The 13854-nt window shown below is 64.6% G+C and carries 13 protein-coding genes and 1 pseudogene; 4 read left to right on the top strand and 10 right to left on the bottom strand.

Annotated elements, in window-relative coordinates; translation table 11 throughout:
- Positions 1 to 15 precede the first annotated feature (15 nt).
- The 5 genes from ACZK3W_RS12765 to moaA are packed head-to-tail and all read right to left on the bottom strand — an operon-like array spanning position 16 to position 4017.
- Entirely contained in the window at positions 16 to 516 is a 501-nt protein-coding gene (locus ACZK3W_RS12765; protein ID WP_197617304.1) for a molybdenum cofactor biosynthesis protein MoaE, read from the bottom strand.
- A gap of 3 nt (positions 517 to 519) precedes the next feature.
- Entirely contained in the window at positions 520 to 780 is a 261-nt protein-coding gene (locus ACZK3W_RS12770) for a MoaD/ThiS family protein (protein ID WP_197617302.1), read from the bottom strand.
- Positions 780 to 2033: a molybdopterin-binding protein gene (locus tag ACZK3W_RS12775; protein WP_197617300.1), complete on the bottom strand. Its 1254-nt coding sequence runs from the start codon at positions 2031 to 2033 to the stop codon at positions 780 to 782. The genes ACZK3W_RS12770 and ACZK3W_RS12775 overlap by 1 nt, the downstream gene beginning before the upstream one ends.
- Positions 2033 to 3028 carry a bifunctional molybdenum cofactor biosynthesis protein MoaC/MoaB gene (gene moaCB / locus ACZK3W_RS12780; protein ID WP_478449973.1) on the bottom strand — a complete coding sequence of 332 codons (996 nt, stop codon included), beginning with the start codon at positions 3026 to 3028 and terminating at the stop codon, positions 2033 to 2035. Before moaCB ends, ACZK3W_RS12775 begins: the two co-directional genes overlap by 1 nt.
- Positions 3029 to 3036: 8 nt before the next feature.
- Entirely contained in the window at positions 3037 to 4017 is a 981-nt protein-coding gene (moaA, locus tag ACZK3W_RS12785; RefSeq protein ID WP_008265266.1) for a GTP 3',8-cyclase MoaA, read from the bottom strand.
- 194 nt (positions 4018 to 4211) lie between these two features.
- Here moaA and ACZK3W_RS12790 point away from each other — a divergent pair, with 194 nt between their 5' ends.
- Positions 4212 to 4616, top strand: coding sequence for a ribonucleotide reductase subunit alpha (locus ACZK3W_RS12790; RefSeq protein WP_197615469.1), 405 nt, complete (start codon positions 4212 to 4214; stop codon positions 4614 to 4616).
- On the opposite strand, the gene ACZK3W_RS12795 is transcribed toward ACZK3W_RS12790, so the two are convergent.
- Complete coding sequence (locus ACZK3W_RS12795; protein ID WP_197615462.1) at positions 4610 to 4939, bottom strand: hypothetical protein; 330 nt, start codon at positions 4937 to 4939, stop codon at positions 4610 to 4612. The genes ACZK3W_RS12790 and ACZK3W_RS12795 overlap by 7 nt on opposite strands.
- Before the next feature lie 569 nt (positions 4940 to 5508).
- Here ACZK3W_RS12795 and ACZK3W_RS12800 point away from each other — a divergent pair.
- On the top strand, positions 5509 to 5883 hold the full coding sequence (locus ACZK3W_RS12800) for a hypothetical protein (RefSeq protein WP_197615461.1): 375 nt from the start codon (positions 5509 to 5511) through the stop codon (positions 5881 to 5883).
- A 45-nt stretch (positions 5884 to 5928) separates the two neighbouring features.
- On the opposite strand, the gene ACZK3W_RS12805 is transcribed toward ACZK3W_RS12800, so the two are convergent.
- Positions 5929 to 6264 carry a DUF6984 family protein gene (locus tag ACZK3W_RS12805; protein ID WP_197615460.1) on the bottom strand — a complete coding sequence of 112 codons (336 nt, stop codon included), beginning with the start codon at positions 6262 to 6264 and terminating at the stop codon, positions 5929 to 5931.
- Positions 6265 to 6484: 220 nt separating this feature from the next.
- Between ACZK3W_RS12805 and ACZK3W_RS12810 the strand changes: the two are divergent.
- Positions 6485 to 6746 (top strand): annotated as a pseudogene (locus tag ACZK3W_RS12810) (IS3 family transposase); the annotation flags it as partial.
- 37 nt (positions 6747 to 6783) lie between these two features.
- Here ACZK3W_RS12810 and ACZK3W_RS12815 read toward each other — a convergent pair.
- Complete coding sequence (locus ACZK3W_RS12815) at positions 6784 to 7359, bottom strand: hypothetical protein (RefSeq protein WP_478449976.1); 576 nt, start codon at positions 7357 to 7359, stop codon at positions 6784 to 6786.
- Between the two features lie 4 nt (positions 7360 to 7363).
- Complete coding sequence (locus ACZK3W_RS12820; RefSeq protein ID WP_478449978.1) at positions 7364 to 11365, bottom strand: RHS repeat-associated core domain-containing protein; 4002 nt, start codon at positions 11363 to 11365, stop codon at positions 7364 to 7366.
- Between the two features lie 836 nt (positions 11366 to 12201).
- Between ACZK3W_RS12820 and ACZK3W_RS12825 the strand changes: the two genes are divergently transcribed.
- Positions 12202 to 13143 (top strand): aspartyl protease family protein, encoded by a 942-nt coding sequence (locus ACZK3W_RS12825; protein WP_197615459.1) that lies wholly within the window; start codon positions 12202 to 12204, stop codon positions 13141 to 13143.
- A 1-nt stretch (position 13144) separates the two neighbouring features.
- Here the strand turns inward: ACZK3W_RS12825 and ACZK3W_RS12830 are convergent, their stop codons facing one another.
- On the bottom strand, positions 13145 to 13774 hold the full coding sequence (locus tag ACZK3W_RS12830) for a cation efflux transmembrane domain-containing protein (protein ID WP_197615458.1): 630 nt from the start codon (positions 13772 to 13774) through the stop codon (positions 13145 to 13147).
- Positions 13775 to 13854: the final 80 nt, after the last annotated feature.

Genomic DNA, 13854 nt, shown 5'->3' on the forward strand with positions numbered 1-13854 from the left:
GTGGCTGCAGCGGACTCAATGGTGGTGGTCGTGCGCATGGTCATGGGCGTGTGCGGGTTCGCTGTCCGCGTGGCACAGGCTGCAGCCCTCGCTCCACTCGCTGTCGCCGTCCTCGTAATGTTCCTGCTTCCAGATCGGGCACTGGTGTTTCACCGCCTCGATCAACTGCCGGCACGCGCGGAACGCTTCATCACGGTGCGGGCTGCCCGCCGCCACCACCACCGCCACATCGCCAATGCCCAACCGGCCCTTGGCATGGGCCACATACAGCTTCAGCTTCGGACCGAACGTCGCCTCGACCTCGGCGGCCAGGCGCTTGAACTCGTTCAGCACCAGCGGCTCGAACAGGTCATAGGTAATCCCGTTCACCGACCGGCCGATGTTGACGTCGCGCACCTTGCCGATGAACACATCGATGCCACCGAAACCCGGATCGGACACCGCAGCGATGCCCTCGGCCGGATCGATCGACGCCTGCGCGCGATCCACCACTTTGGCGATGATCTTCTCGCTCATCGCTCAGCCCCCGCTTACCGGCGGCAGGATCGCCACCCGGCCATCGTCGGGCAGCGCCTCGTGGTCACGCAGCACGCGTTGCTGGTCGGCGAACGCCGAGTAGTCCAGCAGGCCCGCGCGGAATCCTGGCCAACGCACCGGCAGCAACTCGCGCAACGCCTGGCGCAGGTCGGCCACGGTGTCCCCGACCACCTCCACCGCGATCTCGCGGCTGGCATCCAGATCGGAAAACGCACCGAACAGCTGCAGATTCACCTGTTTCATCATGACTCCTGATTCGCCAGCTGCACCGGGTCATGGTGACCCCAGCCCTGCACGCCCACGTAGGTACCAGCGCTGGCCAGGTCTCCCTCGGCCTCCAGCACCACCCAGGCGTTGGCCTGCAGCATGGACATCAAACGGAACGACTCTTGCCCGGACAGCACGCGCGCACTCAGGCGGCCCTGTGCGTCCACTTCCACCCGTGCTCGCGCGTGGAAGCGCAGGCCCGGCGGCTTGCGCACGTCGGCCTGCAGCGGCAGCTGCAACACGGCTTCCGGTGCCAGCCCCAGCAGGCGGCGCAGCACCGGCTCCACGAAGAAGCGCTGGCCCACAGCGGCCGAGACCGGGTTGCCGGGCAGACCGAAATACAGCGCACCATTGGGCAGCACCGCGAACAGCAACGGCTTGCCCGGGCGGATCGCCACCTTGTGGAACACGATGCGCGCACCACGGCCACGCAGTGCATCGGGAACGAAATCGTAGCGGCCGGCCGACACCGCGCCGGTGCTGATCAGCAGCTGCGCGCCGGCAGCCAGCGCTTCATCCAGCACCGCATTGAACGCAGCCACGTCATCGCCCACGGTGCCCTGCCAGACCACCTCGGCGCCGGCCGCCTGCAGGCGACCCACCAGATACGGCCGGTTGCTGTCACGGATCTGGCCGGATTCCAGCGTCTGCGCCGCCTCGGTCACCAGCTCCTTGCCGGTGGCGATCACCGCCGCCTTCGGCCGTGCCACCACCGCCACCTGGCCCACGCCGATGGCATGCAGCAGGGTGCGCGCATTGATGTCCAGCACCTGCCCGGCCTGCAGCACGCGCTCGCCGTCGCTCACGTCCTGGCCGCGCAGGCGTACGTTCTGGCCCGGCTTCACCGTACCCTTCAAGGCGATGCGGGTCGGGCGGCCATCCTCGCTGGCGAGGACGTCCACGTTCTCGACCGGCACCACCGTATCCAACCCAACCGGCATGCGCGCGCCGGTCATGATTTCCCAGGCACCCTCGCCGCCTTCGGCGCCGGCATCGCCGGCCGCCTGCCAGCCCTGCACCGCGAATTCGGTACCGGCTTCGAACGTCGCGCCGTTGACGCGCAGCGCGAAACCGTCCATCGCAGAATTGTCGAACGGCGGCAGCGACTGCCCACTGATGATGTCACTGGCCAGAGTGCGGCCGCCGGCCTCATGCAGCGGCAGGTGCTCGGCCGGCAGCGGCGTGGCCGCGTCCAGCAGATGCTGCAAGGCTTCGCTGTAGGCAATCATCAGTGGCCACCACCATCGACCATCGCCAGGGCGTGGCCAAGTACCGGCGCCAGAATATCGAGGCACTGCGCCGCCGCCTTCGGGCTGCCTGGCAATGCGAACACCAGCATGTTGCCCAGCTGCACCACCTCGGCGCGGCTCAGCCAGGCCATCGGCGTGTGCTGTGCGCTCAGTGCCCGCACCATCTGCGCCAGGCCATGCACCGGCCGCGCGTTCAAGGAACGCAGCGCCTCCGGGGTCAGGTCACGCGGGCCCAGCCCCGTACCGCCGGTACACAGGCACAGGCGCACACCCTCGGCCACCAACGCCTGCAGGCGGCCCGCCAACGGCTCGATGCCATCGGGCAACACCTCGGCGGCCACAACTTCACCGCCCAGCTTTTTCACGCCGGCAACCAGCGTCGGGCCAGAGACATCCTCATAGGCACCCTCGCTGGCGCGATCACTCAGCGTGATCACCGCGCAGGCCGCGCCCTCCAGGCCCTTCGGCGCACGCGGCTTGAAGCGCGCGCGCTCGGCATCGTCCATGCCGTCCGGGTGCAGCCACACGCCGCGCTTGCCACCTTCCTTGAACAGCAGGCGGATGCCTTCAATGCGCAGTGCCGGTTCCACCGGCTTGCTCAGGTCGTACAGGGTCAGCAGTGCCGCGTTGACGCCGGCCAGTGCCTCCATCTCCACGCCGGTGCGCGCCTCGCTGGCGCACTCGCACCACACGCGGATCGCCTGCCGTTCCGGTACCGGCGCGCAGAACACCTGCACCAGTTCCAGCGGCAGCGGGTGGCACAGCGGCATCAGCATCGAGGCCATCTTGGCGCCCTGCAGGCCGGCAATCTCGGCCATCACCAGCGCATCGCCCTTGGGCAGGCGGCGCTCGACAATCAGCGGATAGGCTACCGGGCCGGCATGCAGCTCGCCCACCGCCACCGCGCGGCGGCGGGTGATGCGCTTGTCGCGGACATCGGCCATATGGAAGGCCGCATTCAATTCCCCACTCATCGTGTTGCTCATCCTCCGATGGAGGCCAGGTGCGGGGTCAGCCCGGTCTGGCCCTGGTGCAGTCCATGCCCGGCCGCTTTCAGGCCAAGCTGTGTGGTGATGCGTGCCAGCAGCGCGTCGTGGTCATCGTCGCTCTGCAGCAGCGGGCGCAGCGGAACGCCGAATTCGCCGAACAGGCACAGCCGCAGGTCACCCTTGGCGGTCACCCGCAGGCGGTTGCAGCCCTTGCAGAAGTCACGCGAATACGGGGCGATGATGCCGATGCTGCCGCGATGGTCGGGGTGGCCGAACTCACGCGCCGGGCCGGCATCGGCCGCACGCGGGCGCTCGTGCCAGCCAGCGGCCAGCAGCTGCTCGATCACCACGTCGGCGCGCAGGTGGTGGCGCTGGAAATAGGCTTCGTTGTCGCCGGTGCGCATCAGCTCGATGAAGCGCACGCTGAAAGGACGGTCACGCAGGTAGTCCATCCACTGCGGCAGCTCGTCGTCGTTCAGGCCACGCAGCAGTACCGCGTTGAGCTTGATGGCCGGCAGGCCCAGCGCCTGTGCCAGCGCCAGGCCCTGTTCGATCTCCGGCAGGCGGTCGTGCCCGGTGATGGTCCTGAAGCGTTCGCGCTGCAGGCTGTCCATGCTTACGTTCAGCGCAGTCAGGCCGGCGCGGTGCCAGCCCGGCAGGCGCCGCGGCAGCAGCGTGCCATTGGTGGTGATGGCCACCTTGCGGATGCCCGGCACTGCCGCCACGGTGGCGATGATCTCGTCCAGGTCCTTGCGCAGGCTGGGCTCGCCACCGGTCAGGCGGATCTTGCTCATGCCCAGCGCGGCGAACGCGCGCACCAGGCGCGCGATTTCATCCACCTGCAGGAAGCGCGGGCGGCCATCGGCCTGGTAACCGTCGGGCAGGCAATAGCTGCAACGGAAGTTGCAGGCTTCGGTCAGCGACAGGCGCAGGTACGGAAAGCTGCGTCCGAAACCGTCGGTGAGTTGGCTCATGGCTGGTCCACCTTGTTGCTCCACCGTCTTGCCTGTACCCGGAACGGCCCGGAAACCCTCGTCTGCTGGAACGATTGCCAGAGTACGCGGCAGTCAGTTCCATGGGCATGACTTAAATCAATCGCCTTCGGCCCCGCGCGGCAGGCGTTGTGGCAGCATGCGGCTTTCCGTGCAGCGGGCGTGTGACAACCCTCATGATGATGAACGATTTCCAGCAGCTGCTGCACGCCGCAGGCCAGCAGGCTGAACCGCAACGCTTGCTGTTCGTATTCGTGCGCGCCGAGCTGCCCGAATCGCCCACCAGCGACCAGCGCGACCGGCATGACCGTCGCGAGGGCGGCACCCTGTCGCCGGTGCTGTGCGTGGACAAGCTGCCGGCCGAGGTGCCCAGTTTCCAGGCGCTGGCGGCCGAGTCGACCACCACCGGCATCGACTGGGACCTGGTGTTCGTGGCGGCGCTGGACGGCCGTGGCGGTTTCGCGCCCAACAGCGACGAAGCCGCGCGCCCGCTGCAGCTGATGGTCAACGCCATCCATGACGGTCAGATCGGCCGCTTCGCCGCCTTCGACCGTGGCGGCGAGCCCGTTCAGTTCTATTGAGCCACCAGCTGCAGGGTCAGGAAGAAGATCACCAGCACGGTGTTCAGCCCCCAGGCGACGGTCAACCCGCGCGCCGCCACACCCAGGTTGGGGTTGTGCGCGGTGGGCGCCGCCCGCCAGACCGCCGGGATGATCCAGCCGGTATAAAGCAGCAGCACGGCAAATACCCCCAGCAGCAGCGTGGTGCGCTGGTTGGCCAGGGCCCAGAGGGCCACCGCCCACAGAATGTTGCTGGGAATGACGCCCTGCAGCCAGAACACACTCCACAGGCGGGAACGGCCCTGGGCGTCGGGGGTTGGGTGCACGGAAGCGGTGGCGGTCATAAGTCTCCTTCTGGTTAGGAAACGTGCCGGTCCAGCCTGCGCTTGGTGGCTGGGAACGTCAACCCGCGTCGCACGTCACGCTTTGGCGTCGGCGGGTCCCCGCCATGCTCGACTCAGGCCCCCGCGGAGCCTGTCGCCATCACCCCTTCCCACCCGCTTCCCTCCCTCGCCCAACCTCGACACCTGTCGCAGATTGCACGGTTCGGGCGGATCACCACGCCAGCCAGCGCTGTCAGTGCTTAACAGCGTGGGAGAATGCCGAAAGCGTCTCCAATCGAGCGATGTTTGCAACTCTTCTGATTGGCATTGCACAGCGCCAGGGGCTCAGATGGCGTGCCACCGGAAAAGGGTGGCCGGGCTTCGAACACCCGAGTTGATGTTGATGTATGCGCTTGCCAGCCGGCGTCACCTCAGCGTGGCGCCGGCTGGCAATCCGTCTGCCGGCTATGGCGGGCGGTGCGTGGGGGCTTCCGGGCCCGCCGGACTGACATCAACCCGGTGTTCGAACCACGTACCGCCCGCCACTTTTATGGGTGGCGGCTACCGATTGCCCTGCACGGAGCTCTGCCATGAACGAATCGGACTTCCCCCATCTGCACGCCTATCGCAGTACCGCCCACGACGACGGTTCGCCACAGGCTGCGCCCGCAGTGGACAGGAACACCTTCATTGCCAATCTCAACCGCATCGGCTCCGGTGCGGCGGCTGATGGGCAGCCGTGGCCGGAGCGGCATCAGCTGCCCGGGCGCTGCCTGGCCCTGGCCGACGCCGATTGCGCGTTGAGCGGGTTGCGGGTGGTGCTGGAGATGCTGCTGGCGGCGGAACGCACCCGGCAGAACGGCGAACCCGGGCAGTACGTGGGCGATCGGGTGATGGAGGGGTTGGTCATGGCCTGCCAGTCGTTGTGCGCGCAGGCGGTGGGCCGGTTACAGCCCGAAGGGTGAACGCCATGCGCAACGGCCTTCAGCGAGGACCGCTTTCAACAGGCGTCAATGCTCGCTGAAAGCGCTTCTCAGATCGACGCCGATGATCGGCGAGAAGTCCACCTTCCACAGCTCCAGCTCGAAGAGCTGATCGTGATTATCCAGGCACAGGGTGACTCTCACCGGCACGCCGTCAGCATCGGCAAGCATGGCCGTAGCAATGTCACTGCCGAAAAGCTGGGTCGTGCTGGACAGGAACACCACGCCCCCGAATCCGACGACACCCACATCCTCCACCTGAGCGAGCGCCAGATCCTTCAACAACCGTTCGGACAGCTCGGTCGTCTCCGGCAGCAGCCTGTGGATGAGGGAGACCTCGTCGGGGGTGAGGAACCTGGGCACGGGATGTCCTTCAAGGCACTGCACCCGCCATCGGCAGATGCTCGATCCGCCATGTCCTGGCGTAGATGAGAATGACGCTTCCGGTCGAGCTGGTCTCGAGACGGAAACACTTCAGGCCGGACAGCGGATAGCCGACCGCCTTCCAACGATCAAGAAGATCAGCAAGTCCCGGCTCGTTATCGTCACCCCTGGCGAACTCAATTCGCTCTTCACCCAGTAAAACTGGCAGAGCGTTCTGCGCGAGCAGACATCCTGTGCAGCATGAGCCGGATAGGAAACAGCCATGACAACGCATCGATGGAGAACTTCTTCCAGCGACAGTAGCGGGAACATACAAAGCAGAGGATCTAAAGCAATCACGACGAGACACGCGCGAACGTCGCCCTGCACATCGAGATGTTCTAGAACCCAAGACAGCGCCACGGCTCCAGCGACGAGCCGCCCCAATAAAGTTCGAGACGCAGCAGGCACTTGGCGGCTGATGGCTACCCGGGAAACACTGGACGATTAACCTTTGGATCAGGCCCCGCCCAGCTTCTTAACATTCTTCCCCTTCACCACGTCCAGCATCGACTTGACCGCCTCAACTCCATGATTCAGGGCCACTATTAGAGAATCGCAAAGTTTCAGATCATGATCATCCAACGCCGGGACTAGTTCCTTCAGCAACTTCAGCGCTAGATCCGTCTTCCCCAATAGCGCCAATGCAGTTGCATGATTGATATGAGCGTGAGCACCTCTCAAGCCCCGCGTCTCAAGAAATGATGCAAATTCCATCAAGGTCATTGAAGACTTCGCTTCAATAACGTTTCGCAGCTCGATCGATGAAAGAATGCTCTCAACCACATCATCGTCTGCCATTTGATCCCTTCCGATAAACGGCCGATCCGCGATTCGGCTGCTGTAGGAAAGATGCGGCCCAAAGGAGTCAAACAATGGAAATACAAAATTCCATACATAGAGCCCCCTTGGGACGAACTCCAGAACAATTCCTTGTGCCACATAGTCATAGTCACTTCGGAAAAAATATCCGCTTGACCCGCCGATCAGGCCGGACCTTTTCCGCAGAAGGCTGCAAATGTATCGCTTGTTCATCTTATCAACGGCCTTCAGGCTTAAGTTCCACCACGAGAGTTCCCTCGGGGAGATTCTTGACGTACTTATTGTACTGATCCCAGGAGATGTAAGCCCAACCAGTCTTCAGATCGAAGATGGCTTGAGGTGCATCAACTGGGCCGTACACAGCGTCCGCCCGTGAGGACCCCGGGTACCCATACCTAACAACCCTACGGCCAGCGTAGCTCACCTCAGTCGCATACTGAGACGTCGGGCATGTGGTATCCACCAGGCGCTTGAACTCACTATGGATGAGCGTTCCGCGTATCCAAGGCAGTGAGCAACGCCATCCACAGGTGGCGTCAATGGTGGACGCTGCTTGGTTTGCCAGCCTCTGGAGCCGATTTCCGACCGCCTGCAACTCCGGTGAAACAGGTACGGCCTGAGGTATGTATTTTTTATCGGCCAAGCCTAGCGGATCGACACGGCCAGTGGGATCTCCGCTTCCATACGCGAACGAGTGCAGTCCACCCATCAACCCAATCGGATCGCTCTGGGTATACCGCCCCACTGCCGGGTCGTATTCCCTCCGATAGTTGTAGAACAGCCCACTCGCATCCGTCGCCTGTTGGCCCGGGAATCGCAGCGCCAACTCGAATGCCACGCCATCGCCGTCCGGGTCGGTACTCGGAATCTGGTTGCCGAACACCTCGCTCTTGTTGCTCCACTCCCAGATCGCCACATCGCGCGCCGGGTCGATCACCACGCGCGGCGTACCCAGATGGTCCGGCTGGATGTAGGCCAACTCCGGCACACCTGCGCTTGGCACGCTGATCAGCGCCACCGGGTAGTTGTCCAGCCAGATGGCCTGCTGCTGCGCCTGGCCCGTGGCCGAGTAGTTGCCCAGCCACTGCCCTGCTTCGTTATACAGGGTGATCTGTGCAGCGCCACCAGCCGGGGTGCGCAGCACGCGCTCGCCGCGATGGTTGTAGGCGTAGCTTTCCAGTACGGCGTTGCCTTGCTTCACCGCGTTCATGCGGTTGGCATCGTTGTAGATGAACGTCTTGCCGCCGATGCTGGTGGTGTTGCCCACCGCGTCATGGTTGCGCGCTTCACCATCCACCGCAGTCAGGCGATGACTGGTTGCGGGATAGGTGTAGCTGGCAGTGCCCGCCGAAGTGGTCAGCGCGGTGCGATTGCCGGTGGCGTCGTAGGCATAGGTTTCAATCGGCGTGCCGGTCGCACCGTCCTGGGTCTGGGTCAGGCGACCCAGCGCGTCGTAGGCGTACTTGGCCAGTACCGTCGAGCCAGTGCCGTTCTTCAGCTCGGTGATCGAACCGACCGGATCATAGCCGTAGCCCAGCGACAGGCCACCCGCGGCCGGGTCATGTACCGCCTGCGGGCGGTAGTCCAGATCCAGCGGACGCTGCAGCTGGCGGCCATTGCCGTAGGTCCAGCCGGTCGCCGGACCGAAGGCTGCATAGCTCACGTTGTTCACCACGATCTGGCGCGCCTGGCCGGGCCGGGTCAGGCCGATCTGGCTGATGCGGCCCTGGATATCACGCACGTAGTCGGCCACGCTGCCGTCGGGGTAGGTCAACGCAGTCAGACGGCCCGACTTGCTGTAGGCGTAGCGCAGCGTGCTGGCCACACCATTGACGGTCTGCACCTTGCGGGTGACCTGACCGAAGCGGTCATGGCAGTACTGGGTGCTGCCGTTGGCATGCAGCACCTGCCCCAGCCGCCCCTTGGCGAAGCGCTCGTCGGCGGCGCAGGCCGCTGGCGCCACGTCATAGCTGTAGCCTACGTCCAGATTGGGGTCCGGATAGGCGACTCCGATCAAACGGTTCAGCGCATCGTAGTGATAGGTGGCGGTGACGCCGCGCGCGTCGGTAGCGGTCTTGCGATTGCCTGCCGCGTCCACGGTGTAGCTGCTGGCGCCACTATCCGGGCTGACCTGTCCGGTCAGATCACCGAAGCCGTTGTAGGCGTAGGTGGTGTGCAGGCCCTTCGGATCAGTGACCTGGGTGACCTGGTCCAGCGCGTTGTACTGGCTGCGGATCTCCGCCGCGACGCCGCCCACGTCCTGCAGGGTCTGGGCCAGGCGGTTCAGCGGGTCGTACTGCTGGCTGGTCACGCGCTGCAGTGCGTCGGTCACCGTCTGCAGGTTGCCGTTGGCATCGTAGGCAAAGCCGGTAGCGTGATTGCCTGCGTCCTTCAGCGCGGTCAGCTGGCCGAGCGTGTTGAACGTGCGTGCCAGGGTACGGCGCAGCGTGCCACCGGTGTCCAGCGTGTCTTCCTTGAGGCGGTTGCCGGCATTGTCCAGTGTGTAGTGAATCGTGTTGCCTGCGTTGTCCTCGATGTCGGTCAAGCGCAGCGCAGCATCGTAGACGTAGGAAACGCTGCTGCCATCCGGCTCGGTGATCTTCTGCACCTGGCCCGTCGGCCAATAGCTCAGCTGGGTGACCCGATCCTCGGCAGTGGTCGCGCCGCGTACGGTGATCGAGGTCGGCCAGCCGCGAGCATGGTACGTGTAATCGGTGACCACGCCGTTGGCGTCCTTGACCGACAACGGCCGCCCGAGTGCGTCGTAGGCCAGGGTCTCGACCGTCTGGCCCAGCGCATTGGTCACGCTGTGCAGGTCGCCCTTCCGGTAGCCACAGGTAGCGTTGGTCGCGCAACCCGCATCATCCGCCGGGTAGTAGGCGTAGGTAACGGCATCAACCACATCCGTGCGCGGACCATCCACGCTCTTCAGCAGCCCTTCCACAGGGCAGCTCCCTGCCGCAGCCACGTCCGCGGCTTCGCAATACGTGTAGCTGGTGATGCGCGTCTGACCTGACGCGATGTCGGTCACCGTGTTGGTTGTCGGCTGACGCCGGGTATTGAAGGACGTTCGGGTTTCACGATTGCCGATGCGAGTGGTCAGTACCGCATTGGTTTCGACGTCGCGCGCCGTGGCCACCACCCGCTGTTCGGGCAGGCCGAACGCTTCGGTCACGGTATGGATGCTGACGGCACGACCGCTCACCGGGTCGGTGCCCTGCGCATAGGTGTGCTTGGTCTGGATGCCGCGACGATCAGTGTAGGTATCCAGACGCCGGCGGAAGTCGACACTCTGGTCGTAGTAGGTTCGGCTGACGGTTCCCTGCGAATCGGTCAGGCCGGTCACCTTGCGCGACGGCGCGGTGTCGCCGCCGGGTGTCAGGGTGTAGTCGGTCTGCCGCCCAAGCGCGTCAGTCACGACCGCACCGCCGTTGGGGCTGTAGGCGAGCGTCACGCCATCGGCACCGCCGGCGTGCTGACTGGAAATGACGCGACCGTCGGAATCATAGGTAAAAGTGCTGTAGCGACGCCCGTCTTCCGCGGTGATACCCGTCAGGTGCTGGGGGAAATCCTGATTCTCGTAGTGATACGTGCGCACACCGCCACCCGCATAGGTCACCGTGGCAACCTGGTTCTGCGGCGTGTAGGTATAGGTGACGAGCGCAATGCCTTCGACCAGTACCGAACTGATCAGCGCCTCATAGTCGTTGGACTGGTAGACGAACTTCAGCGTGCGGCCACTGCTGTGGGTGACGGCCGCAAGGCGGTCGCTGTCATCGTAGATATAGGTCAGCGACGTGCCATCCGGGAAGCGCTTGGTGATCAGACGCCCGTCCGCGCCGAAGGTCGAGATGGAACCCGCCGAATACAGCGTCCAGTTACCGTTCTGGACGAGACGATCACCACTGTCGTCGTCCGCCTCATAGGCTTGGCCGATCTTCTTGAATGCCCGTTGGAAACCGGTGCTTTCAATGATGCCCACACTGTCAGCGCCATCCAGTGCCAGGTGGGCGCCCAGCGAATGGGTCCAGCCATAACCGAAGCCACCGGAGGACGTGGAAATGCCGGAGTGATAGAAACGCGTCAGTGCGATCCAGCCAAGATCGAAGTCCGGCGCAATCTCATACTTCTCGCCCGTTTTAACATCACATGGGTTGCCGACATTGCCGTCGCAGGTACCGCCGTTGGAGGCCGGGTCATTGTCGGGAATCGGACTCATGTTCGCCGCTGTTTCGTTGCGGGACATGGGGCAGCTACCGTTGCCGCCGTCCTCGTCGCACTTCTGCGACTTCGAGGTGATGGTCGCAACGAATTCTTCGCTGACGCAGGCGTTGTGCTTGCTGGACCACTGCGTGAAGGGGATCGGGCAGTTCAAGCGTCGCATGCGAGCAAGCCCTGTCGTTCCTGCGTCGAAGGGCACGCACGGAGACTCCGCCGAATTGCTGCCCAGCATGCCGGTGACCCGGTACTCCCTGACCTCCGAAATTCCGTCCATCCCTGGAGCAGTTGGGCCCCATTCTCCTTCCGGCACAGCAGTTTCCCCAGGACACTGGGGATTGATGTCCTGCAAGTCTGCAATGAGCGCTTCCAGCACTTCCTCTTCGGACAGGAAGCCACCATCACCCGCGCCGTAGTAGGTCCAGTCAGGGTCGGATGGCTGCGTCTTTCCCATCCAGTAGGTAATCGACGTGTTTCCGTTCAAGTCCACGACTTTCGACTTGATCTTGTCGACGTACTGCCAGCCGAACTGGAACTCCGGCGGGAAGGGGCTGGGCGCCGGCAGGTTCTTGATGGCGGCCACCGCCGCCTGCTGGGTCTTGTACTGGGTCGCATCGCCACCGGGCTGCGAAATGCGCCAGGTAATCTTGCTTTCTTGCGCCTGTGCCACTGCAGAGGCGAAAAGGCCCGCGACATCCGTCACATTTCCACCCGCGCGGATTCCAGATCCAGCCGATTACCGCGACAGCTTTCGGAGCAGCCTGCGGGCAGGAAACACCTGCAACCGCCTGCATCCCTCACGCATCAGAAGATCCTGGACACCCATGGAACAGGATCATGAGGCGCATTCCCCCGCATTGCCGTACCGCACTCGGCACTCGCCGTTGGCGCAGCACTGCCATCGCCATCCTCACTCTGCTGACGCTTCCCGTGGCCACCCTCGCCTCACCCGTGGCGGATAGCACCTGTACCCTCCCCGCCCGCCCGGGCGAGCGCATCATCGACGTTCCCTTTGACGTCATCGACGGGCGCATCCATGTGCAGGTGCAGGTCAACGGCAGCGGCCCGTACCGCTTCGCCATCGATACCGGCGCCAGCGGCATGGCCCGCGCGGACAGCCGTCTGGTGCGGAAACTGGCGCTACCCGCGGACGCCAGCACCCGCCACTCCGACGGCGTGCAGACAGCCTGGGCCGATACGGTGCGCATCAACGCCCTCGCGCTCGGCGGGCTGCGCCACAGCGACGTGACCGCGCTCACCCGCGACTACAACGCACGGCAATCCAAAGACGCAGTGTTCGACGGCATCCTTGCGCGCGGATTCTTCGCTGATGGCGTGCTGATCATCGATTACCCGCAACGGCGCCTGCAGTTCCGCCGCGACATCGATCTCCTGCCCGCGCAATCAGACACGCTGGCCTATGCACGCGCCTTCCGCATCCCGGTGAAGATTGGAGCAGTCAGCACGGAGGCGCAGCTGGACACCGGCGCCAACGTCGCGATGGTGCTGCCCACTGCACTCTTCCGGCAGGCCGCCGGTACCGCAGTGACCACCGGGGATCGACTGACCCTCAGTCACGGCGAGGTCGATGGCGGACGCGCACGGCTGGATGCCACCGTATTGATTGGCGGCCTGGCACTGCAGGGGCTGCACGTCCGGGTGTCCGACCGCTATCCCGAAGCGGTGGTGGGCGCCCATGCGCTGCAGGAAGCGGTGGTGCTGATCGATCAGCGCAGCCAACAGGTGGCGATCTGCCCAAGCAGGCACCACCGCAACTGAGTCACTGTCGGCGTGCTGCCCGCCATGCCGGCCACGCTTCAGCGATCACGCCCACTGCCGACCTCAGGAACAACAGGGCGATCACTGCACCGACGACAATGTCCGGCCAGCCGCGCCCGGTCATAGCCACGCCACCTGCGGCCACCAGCACGCCCAGGTTCGCGGCCACGTCATTGAGCGAGCACTCGAACGTGCTCTTCATGTTGATGTTCAACCTGCGGAAACGCCATAGCAGCGCCAGGCAGGTGAGGTTCGCCACCAGGGCAATGCCACCGAACACCAGCATCAGTGTGCTGGACGGTGGCACGCCGTTGACCAGCTTTCCGGCCACTTCGAACACGATGAACACGAAGAAGGCCAGGATCAGCAGGCCCTTGGCCAGCGCCGCGCCCGCCTCCCAGCGCGCGCCCCGGTTTACCGCCCACAGGCTCAGGCCATAGACGATGGCATCGCCCAGCATGTCGACCGCATCGGCCTGCAGGGCACTGGATCGCGCGGCAAGGCCCGCGCCGAACTCGATGAAGAACATCGCCAGGTTGATCGCCAGCACCGCCACCAGCACCCGCCGCTGGGCGCTGTGCAGCGCTATCGATGCCAGCTCCTGGCGTTTGTGGCCGCAGCACTGGTCCATGGGGGCGCTCCGCCGGGCGTGCCCGGGCTTGAAATGAAAGGGAGCTGCCTTTATCAACCTTTTAGCCCCTACAAGGTCAA

The organism is Stenotrophomonas sp. 80084_Sma (genome assembly GCF_056481995.1).

Bases quoted from the DNA above. Each gene is read 5' to 3' on its own strand.
- ACZK3W_RS12775 (WP_197617300.1), bottom strand. From the start codon at position 2,033: ATGATTGCCTACAGCGAAGCCTTGCAGCATCTGCTGGACGCGGCCACG.
- ACZK3W_RS12820 (WP_478449978.1), bottom strand. From the start codon at position 11,365: ATGAGTCCGATTCCCGACAATGACCCGGCCTCCAACGGCGGTACCTGC.
- ACZK3W_RS12765 (WP_197617304.1), bottom strand. From the start codon at position 516: ATGAGCGAGAAGATCATCGCCAAAGTGGTGGATCGCGCGCAGGCGTCG.
- ACZK3W_RS12815 (WP_478449976.1), bottom strand. From the start codon at position 7,359: ATGAACAAGCGATACATTTGCAGCCTTCTGCGGAAAAGGTCCGGCCTG.
- ACZK3W_RS12790 (WP_197615469.1), top strand. From the start codon at position 4,212: ATGATGATGAACGATTTCCAGCAGCTGCTGCACGCCGCAGGCCAGCAG.
- ACZK3W_RS12795 (WP_197615462.1), bottom strand. From the start codon at position 4,939: ATGACCGCCACCGCTTCCGTGCACCCAACCCCCGACGCCCAGGGCCGT.
- ACZK3W_RS12800 (WP_197615461.1), top strand. From the start codon at position 5,509: ATGAACGAATCGGACTTCCCCCATCTGCACGCCTATCGCAGTACCGCC.
- ACZK3W_RS12825 (WP_197615459.1), top strand. From the start codon at position 12,202: ATGAGGCGCATTCCCCCGCATTGCCGTACCGCACTCGGCACTCGCCGT.
- moaA (WP_008265266.1), bottom strand. From the start codon at position 4,017: ATGAGCCAACTCACCGACGGTTTCGGACGCAGCTTTCCGTACCTGCGC.
- moaCB (WP_478449973.1), bottom strand. From the start codon at position 3,028: ATGAGTGGGGAATTGAATGCGGCCTTCCATATGGCCGATGTCCGCGAC.
- ACZK3W_RS12830 (WP_197615458.1), bottom strand. From the start codon at position 13,774: ATGGACCAGTGCTGCGGCCACAAACGCCAGGAGCTGGCATCGATAGCG.
- ACZK3W_RS12770 (WP_197617302.1), bottom strand. From the start codon at position 780: ATGAAACAGGTGAATCTGCAGCTGTTCGGTGCGTTTTCCGATCTGGAT.